We start from the raw sequence: 16,844 nt of genomic DNA, 5'->3' as shown, positions 1-16,844 counted from the left end.
CTATTGTTACAAGGATATATTCCATGGCTTTGGGGTTTAATGTATTAGTTGTTTGTGTATCTTGTACCGTTTATTAAGGCTACAACAGTGCTGCTTTCCGGTGCATTTATTAGTTGTTTTTAACGATACAATTTTATGGGGTGGCGGCAAGGCGTGCAATACAAAGCTGTTTGTATTTTTTGCGGCGGTAATAAAACATAGGTTTACAAGTAATTAGTACGATGGAAATGACAACTGAAAAACTATCAGTGATCATAGCAGATGATCATACATTATTTATAAACGGGCTTAGCATGTTATTGCAAAATGAGCCGGATATTGAGATCATGAATACAGCGGCAAATGGCAAAGAGGTGTTGGGGCTGCTCCATACCCATACGCCCACGCTGGTATTGCTTGATATTAACATGCCGGGCATTAATGGCTTCGAGGTGCTTAAACGGATAAAGTCTTACTATCCCAAAATAAAGGTGGTAATGCTATCTACCTATAACGAACAACACCTTATTGAAAAAGCAAAGGCCACCGGCGCCGATGGTTACCTGTTTAAAAATGCCGAAAAAGAGGAGCTATTGAGGGTAATGCGGCAAGTAGCCCAGGGGCAGCAATGCTTTCCGTACAAACCGCCGGTTGTTAACTCCACATTTGATGACGCCGACCCTTTTTTAAAGCAATTTCAGCTTACGAAAAGAGAAACCGAATTGCTGCAATTTATTAAGCAGGACTATACCAACCAGCAAATGGCCAATCACCTGCACTTAAGCATTTATACTGTTGAAACACACCGCAAAAACATCATGCAAAAACTGAATCTGAAAAACCCGGTGGAACTTACCAAGTTTATATTGCAGTATAATTTGTAAAGGGGCGGCTTGCAGGTAAAGAGACAGCGTTATAAGCGGTTTGGAAAAATTTAGGGATATGGTGAATGTACACGGATGTTAACGGTTATCTTTTAAACAGCTGTTGAAGCAAAATAACCCGCCGGCATTTTTTAAATGCTGGTTTTCATTCATCCCTAAAATCCATCAAACACAAAATTTTCTTTAACCAGCGGTTTGCGGGGCAGCATATCGGGGCGGATGGCAGCTTGGTATACAAACGAGGCAACAATGATGGCCGCTTGCTTAAGGTCGTCAATTATCAGGTGGTCATAATCGTCCAGGTTGCTGTGATGGGTGCGGGTTTCGTAATCAATAGGATCCTGCACAAACTGAAAACCGGGGATGCCCGCCCAATCGAAACTGAGGTGGTCTGTTGAACCAGTGTTGCTCATAGTTACGGTTTGGGCACCCAGATCGGCAAATGGCTTAAACCATTCCGTAAATATGGGTTTTACAGCCGGGTTATTTTGGGCGTAGATGCCCCTTATTTTGCCGGTGCCGTTATCGAGGTTAAAATAGGCTGATACCTTTGCTTGTTCGGGTTTTAGGGCGAATGTTGTACCATCCATAAAATGTTTTTTTGCATAATTAAAAGAACCTAACAAGCCCTGTTCTTCACCGCTCCAAAGGGCTATACGGATGGTTCGTTTAGGTTTAAGTCCCAATGAATCCAGCAATCTCACGGCCTCCATCATCACAATACAGCCGGCGGCGTTATCAGTGGCACCCGTGGCGGCCTGCCATGAATCAAGATGGCCGCCAAGCATTACCAGTTGGGGTTTCAGTTTAGCATCGATGCCAGGAATTTCGGCAACCACATTGTAGCCTTTTGTATCATCGGTTGTGAGGTTGCCACTGATATTTAAAGCCAATTCTACTTTGTGGCCGGATAGGATGAGCCTTTTTATTTTTTGCCCGTCTTCTGCCGACATGGTTACCTTGGGTACGGTTTCGGCCACTGTTGTTTTGTAGCCCCCATAGGCCTGTACAACAACGGTTCCGTTATGGTTATTGCTGCCGGTAGTAATATAGGCCAGTGCGCCTGATGATTTAAGCAACTCATCAACCTTAGCAAAAATTTTAAAGTAGCCTTTATACATCTGTATCGTCGATTTATCAATCATGTAGGCATCTTTAAGATTAGCCAGGGCCGTATCTGCCAATCGGGTTGCCGATGGTTCAAATCTTTCGGCGCTGCTGGCGGCACCGCCGGTTACCAACACAAATTTGCCTTTAAAATCGGCGGCATGGCTGGCCAGGTAAGCGGTATCCATGGCGTTTGCAGGTGTAAGCAGTATTACCTGCCCCTGCTGTAAGCCTTTGGTATTAGCGCTCCATGGGCCTGGATATGCCCGTACAGATTGCACATACGGAGCACGCATTGATATGCTGAAATCCTGCACCTCCCATTGCTTGCCAAATTCGCCCCAGGGCTCCATTTTAGCATTGGTTAAGCCCCATTTTTTCATAGTTTCAACAGCCCAGGTGGCGGCCCGCTTGTAGCCCGGCGAATTGGTGAGCCTCGGGCCCGAAACATCGGTAAGGTAATGCGCAATTTGCGGAATTTGCGAACTGCTAAGCTCGGCGTTCCTGATTTTACGGAAGGCCGCCGTATCAATGGTTTCCTGCTGCGCATAGGCTGCCGTGCAGGCAAACAGGCTAAGGCCCAGTAGCGTTTTAAAGCTCAAGTGTTTCATAATGTGGGAGTGATAGTTAAAAGTAGAGATTTTTTTGATGATATGAATGCCGGATTAAATTATGTACCGAAAATGTGAACCGTAGACCGGGTATGTTTTTTACATAAAACCACAGCGTAAACTTAAATTTTGATGCGCTTATGACTTAGGTTTCCGTTATTTGTTATCCAAGCAACAAGACTATCATGACATTTGATTTTACAAACAAAAGGGTTTTAATCACGGGCGGCTCGCGCGGTATAGGGCGGGCTTGCGCGCAGTTATTCGCAGCTGCGGGTGCACAGGTTGCTATAACCTACTTAAGCAATCAGCAGGCCGCCGAAGAAACAATTGCCTTGCTGCGGGGAACCGGGCACAGTGCATGGCAATTGGCAATACAGGATGCCAGCGCGGTTGAAACCTTTATGAAGGCTTTTATAGCAAAGCATAACGGGATTGATGTATTGGTGAACAATGCGGGTGTATTCCTGGAACACAAGATTATGGATGCTGATTATACTCACTGGCTGGCTATGTGGAAACAAACCATTGATGTTAACCTGATGGGTGTTGCCAACCTGTGTTACTTTGCAGGCCGGCAGATGGCGGAGCAGGGCGGCGGTAAAATAGTGAACATTTCATCCCGTGGGGCATTCCGCGGCGAGCCTGATTGCCCTGCTTATGGTGCAAGTAAGGCAGGTTTAAACTCGATGAGCCAATCGTTGGCTATTGCATTGGCGGCAAAGGGTGTAAGCATACATGTTATAGCGCCAGGGTTTACAGAGACAGATATGACTGCCGACATTTTGAACAGTCCGGCCGGCCGGGCAATAAAAAACCAAAGCCCTTTTGGCCGCGTGGCCAGAGCAGAAGAGGTAGCCCGGCTGGCAGCCATTTTCGCATCTGAGGGGATGGAATTTAGTAGCAGCAGTATTATTGATATTAACGGCGCATCTTACCTAAGGAGTTAAAAAAATAACCCCGGCATGCAAAACAGGCCGGGGTTGAATTTTATTTAGAACAGCAGACTATATTGCTGTGTCCCTGCGTAAAAAGCCGAGTATTAGGGCTATAATAGCAATAACCAACAGGATGTGGATTAAACTACCTACAGAGTAAACAAACGCTCCAATTGCCCAGCCTATGATCAGGATAACGGCAATAATATACAGTAATGAATTCATGATAGATTTTTTTAATTGTTTATAAAAATTGTTTTTCAAATGATGTATTAAATCATTTACAATTTAAATACCAACTCTGTTTTCTACCTTAAATCGCCGGGAATAACGCTTTCATCGCCTGTTTTCTGTACTTAAAACAAGGTAAATAGGTTATTATTCTATACAACTTATCGATCTGCATATGAATAAATGACGTTTTTAAGTTTATAAATTTATCTTATAATTTATAAACTATCTTTTTTTGATAATCCGGAAGGGTTATTTGCTATTCAACTCCAGCTTCGCAAAAAAATCATTAAACATCAGGTTAATATCCAGGCGGGTGTACACACGAATGTTGCGGCCACCTGCATTATAATCATAGCCACCCTGTGCATTTATCTTCGGGCAGTTTTTAAGCACATATTCGCTGCTTGAAGGGTCGGCCTCGAATGATGATTGCAGGGCGGTAAGCAACACCAGCGGGCTATCGCCTAAAACGTACGTTTCGCCAATATTCAGGTGCCATTGCTGGATGCGGGTCATCAAACTCTCTATCACGTTAGTTAAATATTTACCGGCCTCGCCCTGGGGCTTAATTTTGAGTTGCAGCTGCGAATACGGCAGCAAAGCCTGGCGGTATGCATTGCGCGGCACCTGCCACAACTTCAATTGCGAATGGTTAAAAACCGCGCGGGCTGCAGCAATATCAATATTTAAATTGTATTCGGGGTTGGAGTAGCCTGGCGGGGGTAAGGCCAGGTCGGCATATTCGGGACCGCCTATCCATATCAGGGTAAGCTTGCCGGCAATAGCTGGGTTGGTTAAAACCGCAGATGCGATTTCGGTAAGCCCGGCACCACAGACTACATATAGTGGCAATTGCGTATCGGTCCGCAAGGCCTCTTTAATAATCATATCAACTGCAGCACTTTTAACCGGGGTGGTATCGTTTAGCATCCCGGTGTTTGAGCCGGCTACTACAGGCACCCGCCCGTTCATTTTCAGGATAGCTAACAGTTCTGCCGTTTTTTTTGCGGCATTGTCTGCCTGGGTTTTTGAAGGATCAAAACCATCGCCCACCTTAAGATGCGAGCCTATGATTCCCCTAACATCTACCGATTGCGATAACATCAAATGCGTAAGGGCAAATAAGCCGTCCGGGTCGCCGCTAAAATCGTTATCCATTATCACCCGGATCCGTGGCGAAACCGGCTTATTGGCGGCCGTTCCCTGCGCGATAGCAACGCGTGGAATAATAAAAGGAAGCACCATGCAGGCAAGGATAACACGTTTGATCATGATTTTTAGGGTTGTTAATTGGTAACGGCAATATAATGCTTTTACCTTCAAATAACCGGGCCTGAAATCATTTAACGCCGCCTAATCGTCATCGTCAGTTTCGTTATCTGTTAAGATGCCAAGCTTTTTCATTTTTGCCTTGCAAAGCTCGCGTATAGCCACCTGGATACCGAATTGATCGGTCAAGTCATTTTTGATGATGGCATCCATATACATATCGGCCGAGTCGATATTATCAACCGCTGTAAAATAGCGGCACATGCAGGCATAGTAATTTGCAGCTTCGGTGAGGTTAAATACCTTTCGTTCGGGATAAATATATCCCAGGTCTGGCTGTCCGTTAAACACAGCAAGTACGCCTTCCGGCTCTTCGGTATCAATAAGCATGTTGGCATAGCTCACTTTGGCAGGTAAATAATCTGGAAACGCGGTGTACATCACTTCGGCTATCCTATAGCTCTCGTCATGCTGTCTGTCGGCTTGGAGCGCCGAATGCCATAGCATATACCATGGTGCCGAACCGGTATATTTAGCAATGGCTTTTCGTACGCCCGTTATTACCAGGTCATATTCATGATCAACCGATGCCAGGTTTAGCAGGCGAAAATATTCGTTTTCTTCTGCCGCACTATCAAATTTCATATAGGCTGTTTCTTTGGGATCGTTGCTCAGGCGATATTTTAAGCCAATAAAAGGTTGTTTAAGCGCTTCCCTGGCGCCGTCTGTTCGCAAAACTTCGTCATATACCGCGCTTATTTTTTCATAACCATCCAGCAACAGTTCATTTATGCCTGCCTGTATTTCGTCAAAATCGTCGTCATCATCATCATCTTCTTCTTCATCGTCATCATCCCAATCCTCCTCATCAAAATCGTCCCAGTCATCGCCATCGCCCAAAAATGTATAGTTGCCGTAGCCCGCGGTGCGGTTAAGTGTATTGATGATGGTTTGAATCTTGTGGTCGGAGTCATTAGGGCCGGGCACAAAACAGGGCATGCCATCCACGCCAAACTTTATTTCTATCAGTTCAATATCCTCGCTGTCTTCTTCTAAAATATACTGAGCAATTTCAAAGTCCTTATGCGGTTTAAAACCATAGTCTTCGGCATAGGCAACGGCGCCATGAATAATATTGTGCGCTAAAACATAGTCGCACGCTATTATCCCATAGGCCAACTTATCTTTCCACTCGTCATATTTTTCCGGGCTCAGGTTAAACTCATATAATACATCCTTAGGGCCAAGGCAATACATATCAACCAAAAATAGTCCGATGGTTAAATTGCCGTTTTTGTGCTTCCTGGCAACAAGGATATTGGCTATCCCGGCGGTTTCCCAATCTTCGTTTATAATGCATTCGGCAATGGGTAACAGGCGTGCCTGTGTTTTTATATATTTTTCCGCACTTAGCTGAACCGGCTTTAGTGCAACAACCTTGGTTTTTTTCTTTTTAGACATAGCAATCGGAGCAGATGATTAATAACAAAGATAATGAATTGGGTAATTCCCGCAGACATTTGCACATATGTAGCGTAACGCTTAATTAGGCTATATCGCCGCCTTAACGCTAAATCCATTTAAAAATAGCTCGAATTTGATGTTTACATTTTATATTTAGCTTCATAAACCAAGCATAACCAGCCATGTCATTCCAGGGATATTTAAACACTATTAAAACCAAAACAGGCAAAGGGCCCGCTGATTTCAGGGCCATAGCCGAAGAAAAAGGGCTTACACAAAACGGTGAATTAAAAGCAAAAGCAGGCGATATAGTAGCCTGGCTAAAGGCCGACTTTGATCTTGGCCACGGCCATGCCATGGCAATTTATGCTTTACTAAAAGGCATCAAGAACAAGGATAGTGAATAGAAAAGGAAAGAGGAGCTATATCCAATAACTCCTCTTTTTAGAATCTGGTTTTTAGCTTTCGCCTTAAGCTTAATTACATTTTTTGCTTCATATCAAAATGCTCAACGGTTTTAACGCCCGTAGGCCACTCGTTAAACGCGGAGTAAAGCACGTATTTATTATCCTTATCAATGCCGGGAATGGTTTTATCTATCACTTTCCTGATCACTTCGTTCTCTTTTTTGATAGCTGTAGTATCGCTTAGCTTGATATTGGTTAGGTAGTATATCATCGGGAATGTACCTTCCTTATCTTCCTGGGTAAAAATGCGAATAATTTCAAGGTGGGTTGGCGCGCCTTTAATGGGCAACGGAACCTTATATTTAGCAGATACCCGGTTTAAAACGTTGCTGTAAAACTCGCCAGCTTCGGCTTCACTATCATATTTCCATAGGCTGCTTGGTCTTGAACAATTGATAGCCGAAGCGCCGTCATTCAGGGCGTTAACCAGGAAGCCTTTTGTGTAAGCAGCCTTAGCATCGGCTAAAAGCGCGGTCATACTTTTCCCGTTTTTGGCATAGGCGTTGGTTTCCAGCTGGCTAAGTTTCCAGCCATAATCGTATTTGCAATAAAGTGCGGTTATCATATACTGGTTGGCAATGTGTTTGGGCACAAAAAAGGCAATGTACATCTCTTTAACACCGCCGGGGCAGTAAACGGTGTATTTGCCACCAGTTAAGGCCGGTTTAATGGTATCGCCATGAATGTAGCGATTAACCACGTAGTACTCGTCAAGTAACTTGTAATCATCTTCCTTAAAACGATTACTTACCAGTTCAACAACTCTTTTCCTGTTGGTAACAGCTATAAAATCCTGCGACATGATGTATTCCAGCTGGGGTTCGTCATTGGTTTTCAGCGCGGCAAACAGTTTGTCGTTTAAATCATGAAAGCGGCTTTGATCGCCTGAACTTATTTTTTCGTTTTTATAAATGCCCGGGCCACTGGGGCCGCCGCAGCTTTGCAATACGGCTATGAAAAGTAAAAAGACGGATATCTTCGTAAGATGTTTAATAATATTCATTTTAATTGTAAAAGGTTCCTGTCACGATAATACTGAAATTTTAGTTATTGGCCAATAATTTACTGTAGCATTTTCGTTATCGCAACCGTAATAAGCTTAATAAACCTGAGTATCAATGAAAAAAATATTACTGGCAGGCGCCATCGCTTTGTTTTTATTCGCCTGTAAAAAAGATAATAACACCGGCATTAACCTTAACGGGAGCTGGGAATACCGGGGGACAACCTGTTATTGCCCGCCACCAACCGACAGCAGCGCCTATAAGCCGGGCAATGGCACCGTTTACAACTTTTCGGCCACTAATTACAAATACTATCTTAAACACGTTTTGAAAAAAAGCGGCACTTATAAGCTGTTTAAAGAAAACGTAAACGGTGCCGAGCGTAACCGCATCATTTTTGATAATGATTACAACAGCGAGGCAAAATATATAGGCCTTACCGGGAACAAGTTTAGCCTGGGCGGCGCTATAGGCAGTGCGGCTGATGCGCCGGTAGACTACTATGAAAAGGAATAAATACCGCCTGCCGGGCCTTTTACAGGTATATGATGCCTTCCATGACAATAACCGACGAGCCGCTTACCCAAATGCCATCTTCCTCAACTTTGATATGGATTGACGATGGGTGCTTAACGGCTGTGCCCTGCAATATTCTATAATCCTGCCCTTGCTTAATATGTCCCAGCTTTTCCAGGTAACCAGCCAGGGGGCCGGCAGCTGTTCCTGTTGCAGGGTCTTCATCAATACCGATACCTGGATTAAAAAAACGTGTTTCGGCAATATAGCCGGCATCCTGGCCATTTGTGGTAAACAGGTAAAAGCCTTCAAATTGGAATTTTGCCGAGAGTTGTTTTAAAAGTGCCTTATCGGGCGCCGCGCGTTGTAATGTGTTCAAATCTTTTACAGGTACCATCAGGTGGGCAACTTCTGTTTCAACAACGTTAACCTTCCAGTTGTTTAATTCTAAATCTTTTAAATCCAATCCAATAGCTTTTGCAACCAAACCGGCAGGCAATTCAGTTATTATCCTCGCCGGCTGCTGTTTCATGGCCACGTACGGAAGCCCGCCATGTTCAGTAACCAGCAGCGGGATTCTTGTATCCTTGATTATTACCGATGGCGGCCCGTCCTGGTTTTTAAAAATGTCCCAATCCTTTAGTAAAGCCAGGCACACCGCGCCCAGCAGGTTATGGCCGGCGCCTACAACCTCAAATTCAGCCGGGGTAAACGAGCGTACCTTCAGCGCGTTTTCGGTTGTTGAATAATTTACGAATGAAGTTTCGGAGTAGCCAAATTCCCGGGAAATGGCATGATACTGACTCAGCTCAAGTTCATCGTCGGTATAAACTACCGAGAGCTGATTGCCTTTATATTTCTGATCGGTAAATACATCCAGCACGTAATAATTAAGTTTTTTCATTTTTATTTAATTAGCATGATGCCAAAAGTAAAGCCTGGTAGTTTATTTTTGTTATGGGTTAACCAAAGGTAACCGGTTACCTTTGGTTAACTATCAATAATTATGGCCACTATCATCATCAACGGGAACATACAGGAAGCAAGCTGCGACCAGGAATTGGCGGCCATTAAAGACAGCCTGGAAATATTGGGCGGAAAATGGAAATTGCGCATTATGCGGCACCTGAATAACCACGTAGGCGAGAAAAACACATTTAAAAAGCTCCAGCGGGAAATTGAGGGGATTTCGGCCAAGATGCTGTCTAAAGAATTGCAGGACCTGGAATTGAACCTGCTTGTTTCCAGAACAGTGATGGATACCAGGCCTGTTACCGTAAATTATTCTATCACCGATTATGGGCTGAGTGTTTTTCCTGTTACAGAAACATTAGTGCAGTGGGGGTTAAACCATAGGCAAAAAATAAAAGCCTGATATTAAAAATAGCTCAGGCGAGATAATTCATCAATACGGCAGAACATACCGAATAATACGTAATTATAATTTAACATGCGTATTTTAATAAATAAAGCGCATGGGTTTTCCTGCATGGATTCGAACCACGATCAACTGAACCAAAATCAGTTGTGCTGCCAATTGCACCACAGGAAAATAAACAGAGGCTGGTACAGGATTCGAACCTGCGAACATTCCTTTTGCAGAGGACTCCCTTAAACCACTCGGGCAACCGGCCAAGGCATTATAAAATTATCTTTATCCGCTCATCGCATCGTTTTAGTTTTAACTGCATTTATGTAAACAACTGTTTTATAGTGGAAATAAAAGGACTTGAACCTTTAACCGACACCGTATAAGGGTGCTGCTCTGACCATTGAGCTACATTTCCATAGTAGGGTAACCCGGGCTCGAACCGGGAGCCTCTCCGTTCCAAACGGAGTAATCTAACCATTGATATACTACCCTGTAAAACAAAAAATCCCCTTAGGTTTATCTAAGAGGATTGCATTAGTTTATATCGTTTTTATGAATACATAGCTATCTCCTCTGATAAATCAGCTGGGGGAATTGACATTGTATACATATTGTATTTTTCATGCTGCAATGATACATAAATATTTTATTAAACAAGAAAAATATTAAATTATTTTTTTTAAAATCAACTCACCATCCCATATTTCCAGTAACTTCTCCCTTGCCTTGACGCTTTCTGCCTTAAAGGCCGCGGTCGCTAACATATACACAAATAACGCCCCTAAAAACAGACTGAAGTCGACCGGTTTGAGATTATTGGCGATGCTACCGTAAATTACATTTATTAATCCTGCAATACCGAACCCGATTGCAATCAACGTTGCAAATATCTCGACTGCGGTATACATTCTCATTGTCAAATGTATGCTGCATCCTTTTGAATTTGCTTGTATCGACCCTTTTATTTGAGGCAGAAATGAGTTACGGTAAGTTATATCGGGCGAGATTTGGAACACGCCATTTGCCGTGTAGCCTTTAAAATATGGTATTGGTGAAAACAAGCCCTTACCCGGTGATAAAATTTCTTCTAATTTCAGTTGTGCCTCTTCATATGATAGGGCGCTGGTAATATAACAGTTTTCGTAGGGAAAGAATTTCATAAATGCTTCGTAAGGTTATGTATAGTTACCACTCCTTCTAATCTTTTTTTCAAAAAAAAATAAAAATAATTTTCACTGCGCAAATAGGCTGCGCAGCGCCTCTTAACCTTTGTATCATCAAAACAAATAAAAGGAGGTAACAATGAAATTTAACTTGTTAAGCAAAGTAAAAAATCAGTTCACTAATCACGAGGGTGCAAAAGCGTTTGCGTTATCGCCCGAGATGGAACTGTATACCCTGGTAGTAACCTGGAGCCTGAGCGATTCCTTTTACGAAAAAAACGATGACCGTATGGAGCGCCTGCGCAACATTATATATAAGTGCAAGCCCGAATTTGTGGGCAGGCTGGCAGTATATGCCCGTACCAAAATGTACATGCGTTCGGTGCCATTGGTTTTGGCTACTGAATTGGCTAAGCTGCACTCGGGCGACGATTTGGTTGCCCGGGTTACAGCCGGGGTTGTTAACCGCGCAGATGAAATAACCGAATTGCTGGCATGCTACGAAATGCTGAACCAGCGTACCGGCCCAAAAAAGCTGAACCGCTTATCAAAGCAAATGCAAAAAGGCCTGCAAGCCGCTTTTAATAACTTTGATGAATACCAGTTTGCCAAGTACAACCGCGATACCGCGATAAAAATGCGCGACGCTTTGTTCCTGATGCACCCAAAAGCAAAGGATGATGCTCAGCAACTGGTGTTTAACAAAATAGTAAGCGGCACATTGCAAACGCCATACACCTGGGAAACCGAACTATCGGCATTAGGGCAGCTTAATTACGATAGCCAGGAGGCAAAGGCGATGGCTTTCCGCAACAAATGGGAGGAGTTGATAGATAGTGGCAAGTTGGGTTATATGGCCCTGCTGCGTAACCTGCGCAACATACAGGAAGCCGGTGTAAGCTATGCCCATATCCAAAAGGTATGCGCAACACTTGCCGATGCCGATAAAGTGGCAAAGGCAAAGCAGTTTCCGTTCCGTTACCTGGCTGCATACCGCGAATTGTTAAGTGCCGGAAGCGTAACCCCTGTACAAGGTTTGGGCCAAAAGCTTAAAGCGTTATTAAGAGGCAACAAAGGCTATACCGGCGAGTTACTGGATGCGTTGGAAAAAGCGGCACAGGCAAGCGCGGTGAACATCAAAGGCTTCGATCACGATACCAGGGTATTGCTGGCCTGCGATGTATCCGGCTCGATGCAAACAGCGGTATCGGCAAAATCAAAAATTTTGCTGTACGATGTTGGCCTGATGTTGGCCATGTTGCTGCAATCGCGTTGTAAAAATGTAGAAGTGGGTATGTTTGGCGATACATGGAAAACCATTACGGTACCACGCCACAACATATTGAACAATGTGCAGGAATTTTACAAACGCGAAGGCGAGGTTGGTTATTCAACCAACGGTTACCTGGTAATCAAAGACCTGCTTGACCGTAATGTGCAAATGGATAAAGTAATATTATTTACCGATTGCCAGCTTTATGACAGCATGCCAGCTAAGGGCGATAGCATTAACGCCTTATGGTTGCGTTATAAAACAACAGTTGCGCCAAAGGCAAAACTATACCTGTTTGATTTAAAAGGATACAGCAAGGTACCATTGCAGGTAATGCAAAACGACGTTTACCTGGTAGCGGGCTGGAGCGATAAAGTGTTTGAAGTTCTGGAAGCCCTTGAGAAAGGGAATTCAGCTTTAAGCGAAATCAATAAGGTGGAAATCTGACAGTATAGGTTATACGTGAGATGTTGTACGTTTTAGGTATTTAAAAAAACGTATTACGTATAACGTTGAACGTATAACCTTTTTAAAAAAATTAAGAATGCCGTAGATCAGGATTACTTCGCCAATAAGGGGAGGGCATTGTGGCGCAAGCTGTGATGGGGGTTCGAGTCCCTAACGCGAGTCCCCGTTTCCTGGTCGTTTGTTGCTTCTTATGTTATTAAAAATAAAAAGAAGGTGTCGTTAAATAAGTGTTACTTCGATTCAAGCCCGGAACGCCGGTTCAAATCCGGCCCCTGCATAGGGTAGTTGAGTTGGGAAAACACGGGGTAAGCATGCACTTATTGCAAGTTACCCTTCTTTAGCCCCCCAGCCCCCTAAAGGGGGAGTGTGAAATTGCGCTCCCCCTTTAGGGGGTTAGGGGGCTATTTCGGAACCAAAAAGGTGTCGTAAATAAGTAATACTTCGATTTGGGACGTCAGGGTCGCGGGTTCAAGTCCAGCCTGCGGATAACCGCAGTAGCTCAGTTTGGTTAGAGCATGACGCAGAAATACTTATTGCCTGTTGCCCTTTGTTAGTATCCCGGCCATCAGGGGTGGTTTAATAAAAATGTAAATAGCAATAACCGGTGGTTAAGGTGTCGTTAAACAAGTGTTACTTCGATCTCCAAAATCCCAGGTCGCCGGTTCGAGCCCGGCCTTTAACGTCAGCCTTCAAAAGCCCGCTATTGTAGCTCAGTGGTAGAGCAGGCACGTCGCTTGTTGCCAGTTGCCCTTGCCATTCGTTGTTGCTCTTCTTTATAGTTTTTTTGATTTCGCCATGCCGATCTGCCTGGGCTGCAAATCAAGTTGTTACTAACGGACTTTAGGCTAAAGCCCTTAACTTCCAATTTATGCTTATCCGCCCCTTAAAAGGGACGGCAATGAATTAAAACATTCATTGCCGTTGGCTTCAGCCAACGGACAAAGATCCAACAGAAATAGGGCTTTAGCCCAATTGGGGGATATAAATCGGCAACCTTCAGCCATATTCATTTAGCGACAACTTGATTTACGCCAGCTTGTTGCTTTGCAAGGTTTATGTTAATATATTTAACATACCAAACCAGCAAGCCATGCCCAAAGAAGAAGTAACCGATTTACTCAGGTTTCTATATGAGTTTTCGCCCGAGGTACGTGAAAAAGCAATCTGGCTACGCGAATTTGTGTGGGATTTATACCCCCAGGCTAATGAAATTATATATGACAACTACAATGCATTGGCCTTTGGCTGGTCGCCTACCGAAAAGTTGGGGCAAACTTTTTGTTCGGTAGCGGCTTATCGCGGGGGCAATCAAAACGTACATTTCGGATTTTACTGGGGATCAGAAATTGCCGATCCAAAACAGCTTTTGTTGGGTAAAGGCAGTCAATACCGATACTTGCTTGTAAACAACCTTGATGATTTCCCCAGGGATTATATAACCGCTTTAATTGAGCAGGCCTGGGAAAATTCATTGGCCAAAGTCAAGAATCCTAAGGATATTGTTTATGGCAAAACCATCACCAAAATGATATCACCAAAAAAGCGAGAAGCAAAGACAAAAAAATAACGCCTGGCCGGCCAGTATACTTTAATTTCTCAATTAGCCTTCAGCTTTATGCTTTTATCTCCTTTTATTAGCCATTCCCAACCCGGTCTTTCTCGTCTCCTGCGCTACCATCCGACCGGCCGGTCACTTTGTATGATTTGCCAAAGCGATAGGTAAACGCCAGTGTAAATACACGGGTATCTCGTGTCAATTTAAAATACTCGGTAGCATTGGGGAATTGCGTAAGCCCTTCCATGGCGTTGGTGTAAAAAATATCGCGTGCGCTGAATTTTAAAGTAGCCCGTTTTTTTAGTATTGGCCTTGATATACCTAAAGATAGCTGCCCTGTTGGGTACAATTGCTCCTGTATATCGTTACGGGCCCTGGTGGTGTAAAAACCGGATAGCTCGGCAGTGTAAATTTTAGCAATGGTGAACTGGTTGTTGGTGTTTATGTTCAACTGATCTGCCTGGCTGGTATAGGTATTCCCATTAAAGCCTTTCAGTTGCTTATGGTTATATAATGCCTGAAAGGTCAGGCTCCACCAGTTAACCGGCGATACCGATAGTGTTGATGACAGGCCATAATTATGCGTGCTGCCTACGTTCCCCTGCGAATACAACAGGATTCCCTTGGCGGCATCGTTTAAAAACAGCTGAGAAAAGTAATTTTTTATATTGCTGTATAGCAGCGTAGTGGTAAGGAGGTTTTTGTACTGGTGGCTTAGCTCGAAATTCCAGCTGTATTGGGGTAGCAAATAGGGGTTGCCGGTTTGGTAGGTGTATTTATTGATGATAAAGTAAAAAGGGTTCAGGTTTTGAAAAATAGGGCGGTCGATGCGGCGGCCAGCGGTTAATGTAAAACTATGTGAGGAATCGGCCTGGTAGCTGATAAAGCCACTTGGGAAAAAGCCGCCATAATTTCTTTTAAAAGCTGAATCCTGCTGCAGGATATTGCCCAATTGGTGGGCTTTATAGCTGGTGTACTCGTACCGCAAGCCGGCCTGGGCGGTTATTTTAGCATACTTTTTCTCAAAAGTGCCATACACCGCGTTAATGTTTTCCTTATATAAGAACTGGTTGCTTTTACTGTAGTCTTCGGACCATAGCCCATTATTCAGGTTTTCATATAAAGCGGCGTTATCGGTGCTGCTGTAAGATGATTTATAGCCCGATTGAAACGTGCCATACTGGTCTGTTTTAATGCTGTAATCAATCTTGCCGGATAAGATACTGATGGATGTGGGGATGTTACTCCTGGACAGTTCCTGGTAGCCGCCCGGTGCAAGCAGCGAGTTGTTAAAATTTTGTTCGCTTTGGATATTGTAATGCAGGTAATCAACATCGGCCCCAAGCGTTTGCGACAATGAGAGCGTATGCCGTAAGTTTAAGTTGACCGAGCCGTTTTTAAACCGGTTTTTGTTATGGTTGGTGGTTGATATGGCCGAGTCAACTACATCGCTGGTATTTAACCAGGTTGCTACTGCGCGGTTGTTGCCGTTGCGATTAACCAGCGTGCCGCCTAATACTACACCAATGGTAGTTTTGTCGGTAACAGAATAATCTAACCCGGTTTTGATGGTGTTGTTGAACGATGTGCCCGAAAAATAGGAAGGCTGATCGAGCTTGGCTGTTATGTTGTTGCTGGAATCGTAATACTTTCTTAGGGCATAAATATTGGTAAGGTACTGCACCAGGTTCATGCTGTAACTAAAAAAAGTATTGATTTTGCCGGTACGGAAATTAAGTACCAGGCTATTATTGTTTTTAGGATAAACACCCTGCCCAACCGACGATGTAAACGTGCCGTTAAATCCCTTTTGCCTATTCTTTTTGGTTTTTATGTTGATAATACCGGCATTGCCGCTGGCATCGTATTTAGCGGTTGGGTTGGTAATCAACTCAATCTGGGAAACCTGGCTCGAGCTCATGCTGCTCAATAAATTATTTAAATCGGCACCCGATAAATAGGTTTGTTTGTCATCTATCATCACCATAACGCCGGCCTTGCCCTGAAGGGAAATACCGCCATTCCTGTCAACACTAACGCCCGGCGATTTCTCCAGCACTTCTAATACTGTCGAGCCTGTACTGGTAACCGAGGCATCAACATTTAATATGGTTTTACCATCTTTTTGCTGTACCAGGGGAGCATGGGCCACAATATTCACCTCCTTAAGCGCCGTGTTTAAGGGCTGCAGCTTAATGGTATCCGAATAATTATGCCCGGGGAATTTATAGGCACGACTGAGTTGTGGCTTGTAGCCTGTATAAGTGGCCGAAAATAGGTAAGAGCCGGCTGGGATAGCATCAAACCTTGCCGCTCCGCGGGCATCTGCAAGAGCCGATTTTACTGGCTTATCGTCTTTTATCAGTTTTACTGTAGCACCTTCTGCAGCCTGCCCGGTTTCGGTTAGTATAACAAGGGTGAAATCAGGTTTCGCGGCCCCGGAAGATTGTGCAAAGGCGATTGATGATAAAAAAAGCAAGACAAGCAGGCACCGGGTTTTAAGGGTCATATCAGCTAATGTAATCAGAATTCAGCAGTAA

Annotated in this window: 15 protein-coding genes and 4 tRNA genes; 7 read left to right on the top strand and 12 right to left on the bottom strand. The window is 43.9% G+C overall.

Annotation, left to right across the window (positions count from 1 at the left end):
• Nucleotides 1–221 precede the first annotated feature (221 nt).
• Entirely contained in the window at nucleotides 222–863 is a 642-nt protein-coding gene (locus BMX56_RS20445) for a response regulator (protein WP_090651525.1), read from the top strand.
• 155 nt (nucleotides 864–1,018) lie between these two features.
• Here BMX56_RS20445 and BMX56_RS20440 read toward each other — a convergent pair whose 3' ends face one another.
• Nucleotides 1,019–2,581 (bottom strand): M20/M25/M40 family metallo-hydrolase, encoded by a 1,563-nt coding sequence (locus BMX56_RS20440; protein WP_090651524.1) that lies wholly within the window; start codon nucleotides 2,579–2,581, stop codon nucleotides 1,019–1,021.
• A gap of 185 nt (nucleotides 2,582–2,766) precedes the next feature.
• Here BMX56_RS20440 and BMX56_RS20435 point away from each other — a divergent pair, with 185 nt between their 5' ends.
• Nucleotides 2,767–3,531, top strand: a complete 765-nt coding sequence (locus tag BMX56_RS20435; RefSeq protein WP_090651523.1) for an SDR family NAD(P)-dependent oxidoreductase — start codon at nucleotides 2,767–2,769, stop codon at nucleotides 3,529–3,531.
• Between the two features lie 57 nt (nucleotides 3,532–3,588).
• On the opposite strand, the gene BMX56_RS20430 is transcribed toward BMX56_RS20435, so the two are convergent.
• The 3 genes from BMX56_RS20430 to BMX56_RS29905 all read right to left on the bottom strand — a co-directional run bounded on the left by BMX56_RS20430 (nucleotide 3,589) and on the right by BMX56_RS29905 (nucleotide 6,483).
• A complete protein-coding gene (locus BMX56_RS20430; protein ID WP_143065492.1) occupies nucleotides 3,589–3,744 on the bottom strand; it encodes a lmo0937 family membrane protein in 156 nt (51 codons plus the stop codon).
• Nucleotides 3,745–4,002: 258 nt separating this feature from the next.
• Nucleotides 4,003–5,025, bottom strand: coding sequence for a nucleoside hydrolase (locus BMX56_RS20425; protein WP_090651521.1), 1,023 nt, complete (start codon nucleotides 5,023–5,025; stop codon nucleotides 4,003–4,005).
• An 81-nt stretch (nucleotides 5,026–5,106) separates the two neighbouring features.
• On the bottom strand, nucleotides 5,107–6,483 hold the full coding sequence (locus BMX56_RS29905) for a hypothetical protein (RefSeq protein ID WP_143065491.1): 1,377 nt from the start codon (nucleotides 6,481–6,483) through the stop codon (nucleotides 5,107–5,109).
• 185 nt (nucleotides 6,484–6,668) lie between these two features.
• On the opposite strand from BMX56_RS29905, the gene BMX56_RS20415 reads away from it, so the two are divergent.
• Nucleotides 6,669–6,893 (top strand): DUF4287 domain-containing protein, encoded by a 225-nt coding sequence (locus BMX56_RS20415; protein WP_090651520.1) that lies wholly within the window; start codon nucleotides 6,669–6,671, stop codon nucleotides 6,891–6,893.
• Between the two features lie 73 nt (nucleotides 6,894–6,966).
• Here BMX56_RS20415 and BMX56_RS20410 read toward each other — a convergent pair whose 3' ends face one another.
• Nucleotides 6,967–7,956 carry a hypothetical protein gene (locus BMX56_RS20410; RefSeq protein WP_090651519.1) on the bottom strand — a complete coding sequence of 330 codons (990 nt, stop codon included), beginning with the start codon at nucleotides 7,954–7,956 and terminating at the stop codon, nucleotides 6,967–6,969.
• A gap of 115 nt (nucleotides 7,957–8,071) precedes the next feature.
• Here BMX56_RS20410 and BMX56_RS20405 point away from each other — a divergent pair, with 115 nt between their 5' ends.
• The gene (locus BMX56_RS20405) at nucleotides 8,072–8,473 is read left to right on the top strand and encodes a hypothetical protein (protein WP_090651518.1); all 402 of its coding nucleotides are present in this window, start codon (nucleotides 8,072–8,074) and stop codon (nucleotides 8,471–8,473) included.
• A gap of 19 nt (nucleotides 8,474–8,492) precedes the next feature.
• Here BMX56_RS20405 and BMX56_RS20400 read toward each other — a convergent pair whose 3' ends face one another.
• Nucleotides 8,493–9,377 carry a PhzF family phenazine biosynthesis protein gene (locus BMX56_RS20400; protein WP_090651517.1) on the bottom strand — a complete coding sequence of 295 codons (885 nt, stop codon included), beginning with the start codon at nucleotides 9,375–9,377 and terminating at the stop codon, nucleotides 8,493–8,495.
• 102 nt (nucleotides 9,378–9,479) lie between these two features.
• Here BMX56_RS20400 and BMX56_RS20395 point away from each other — a divergent pair, with 102 nt between their 5' ends.
• Nucleotides 9,480–9,848 (top strand): winged helix-turn-helix transcriptional regulator, encoded by a 369-nt coding sequence (locus BMX56_RS20395; RefSeq protein WP_090651516.1) that lies wholly within the window; start codon nucleotides 9,480–9,482, stop codon nucleotides 9,846–9,848.
• Between the two features lie 105 nt (nucleotides 9,849–9,953).
• Here the strand turns inward: BMX56_RS20395 and BMX56_RS20390 are convergent.
• The 5 genes from BMX56_RS20390 to BMX56_RS20370 all read right to left on the bottom strand — a co-directional run bounded on the left by BMX56_RS20390 (nucleotide 9,954) and on the right by BMX56_RS20370 (nucleotide 11,005).
• Nucleotides 9,954–10,025: transfer RNA gene (locus BMX56_RS20390), tRNA-Gln, on the bottom strand.
• An 8-nt stretch (nucleotides 10,026–10,033) separates the two neighbouring features.
• Nucleotides 10,034–10,107, bottom strand: a tRNA-Cys gene (locus tag BMX56_RS20385).
• Nucleotides 10,108–10,187: 80 nt separating this feature from the next.
• Nucleotides 10,188–10,260, bottom strand: a tRNA-Ile gene (locus BMX56_RS20380).
• A gap of 4 nt (nucleotides 10,261–10,264) precedes the next feature.
• Nucleotides 10,265–10,337: transfer RNA gene (locus BMX56_RS20375), tRNA-Pro, on the bottom strand.
• A gap of 173 nt (nucleotides 10,338–10,510) precedes the next feature.
• Nucleotides 10,511–11,005, bottom strand: a complete 495-nt coding sequence (locus BMX56_RS20370) for a hypothetical protein (protein ID WP_090651515.1) — start codon at nucleotides 11,003–11,005, stop codon at nucleotides 10,511–10,513.
• Nucleotides 11,006–11,147: 142 nt separating this feature from the next.
• Between BMX56_RS20370 and BMX56_RS20365 the strand changes: the two genes are divergently transcribed.
• The gene (locus BMX56_RS20365; protein ID WP_090651514.1) at nucleotides 11,148–12,728 is read left to right on the top strand and encodes a TROVE domain-containing protein; all 1,581 of its coding nucleotides are present in this window, start codon (nucleotides 11,148–11,150) and stop codon (nucleotides 12,726–12,728) included.
• Between the two features lie 1,111 nt (nucleotides 12,729–13,839).
• Nucleotides 13,840–14,316, top strand: a complete 477-nt coding sequence (locus BMX56_RS20360) for a DUF1801 domain-containing protein (protein ID WP_143065490.1) — start codon at nucleotides 13,840–13,842, stop codon at nucleotides 14,314–14,316.
• A gap of 67 nt (nucleotides 14,317–14,383) precedes the next feature.
• On the opposite strand, the gene BMX56_RS20355 is transcribed toward BMX56_RS20360, so the two are convergent.
• A complete protein-coding gene (locus BMX56_RS20355; RefSeq protein ID WP_090651512.1) occupies nucleotides 14,384–16,813 on the bottom strand; it encodes a TonB-dependent receptor domain-containing protein in 2,430 nt (809 codons plus the stop codon).
• Nucleotides 16,814–16,844 lie beyond the last annotated feature (31 nt).

The sequence above is a fragment of the Mucilaginibacter sp. OK283 genome (assembly GCF_900110415.1).
Taxonomy (GTDB): Bacteria; Bacteroidota; Bacteroidia; order Sphingobacteriales; family Sphingobacteriaceae; genus Mucilaginibacter.
The sequence above is the reverse complement of the archived record's forward strand: the minus strand, read 5'-3'. Positions and strand labels throughout refer to the sequence as shown.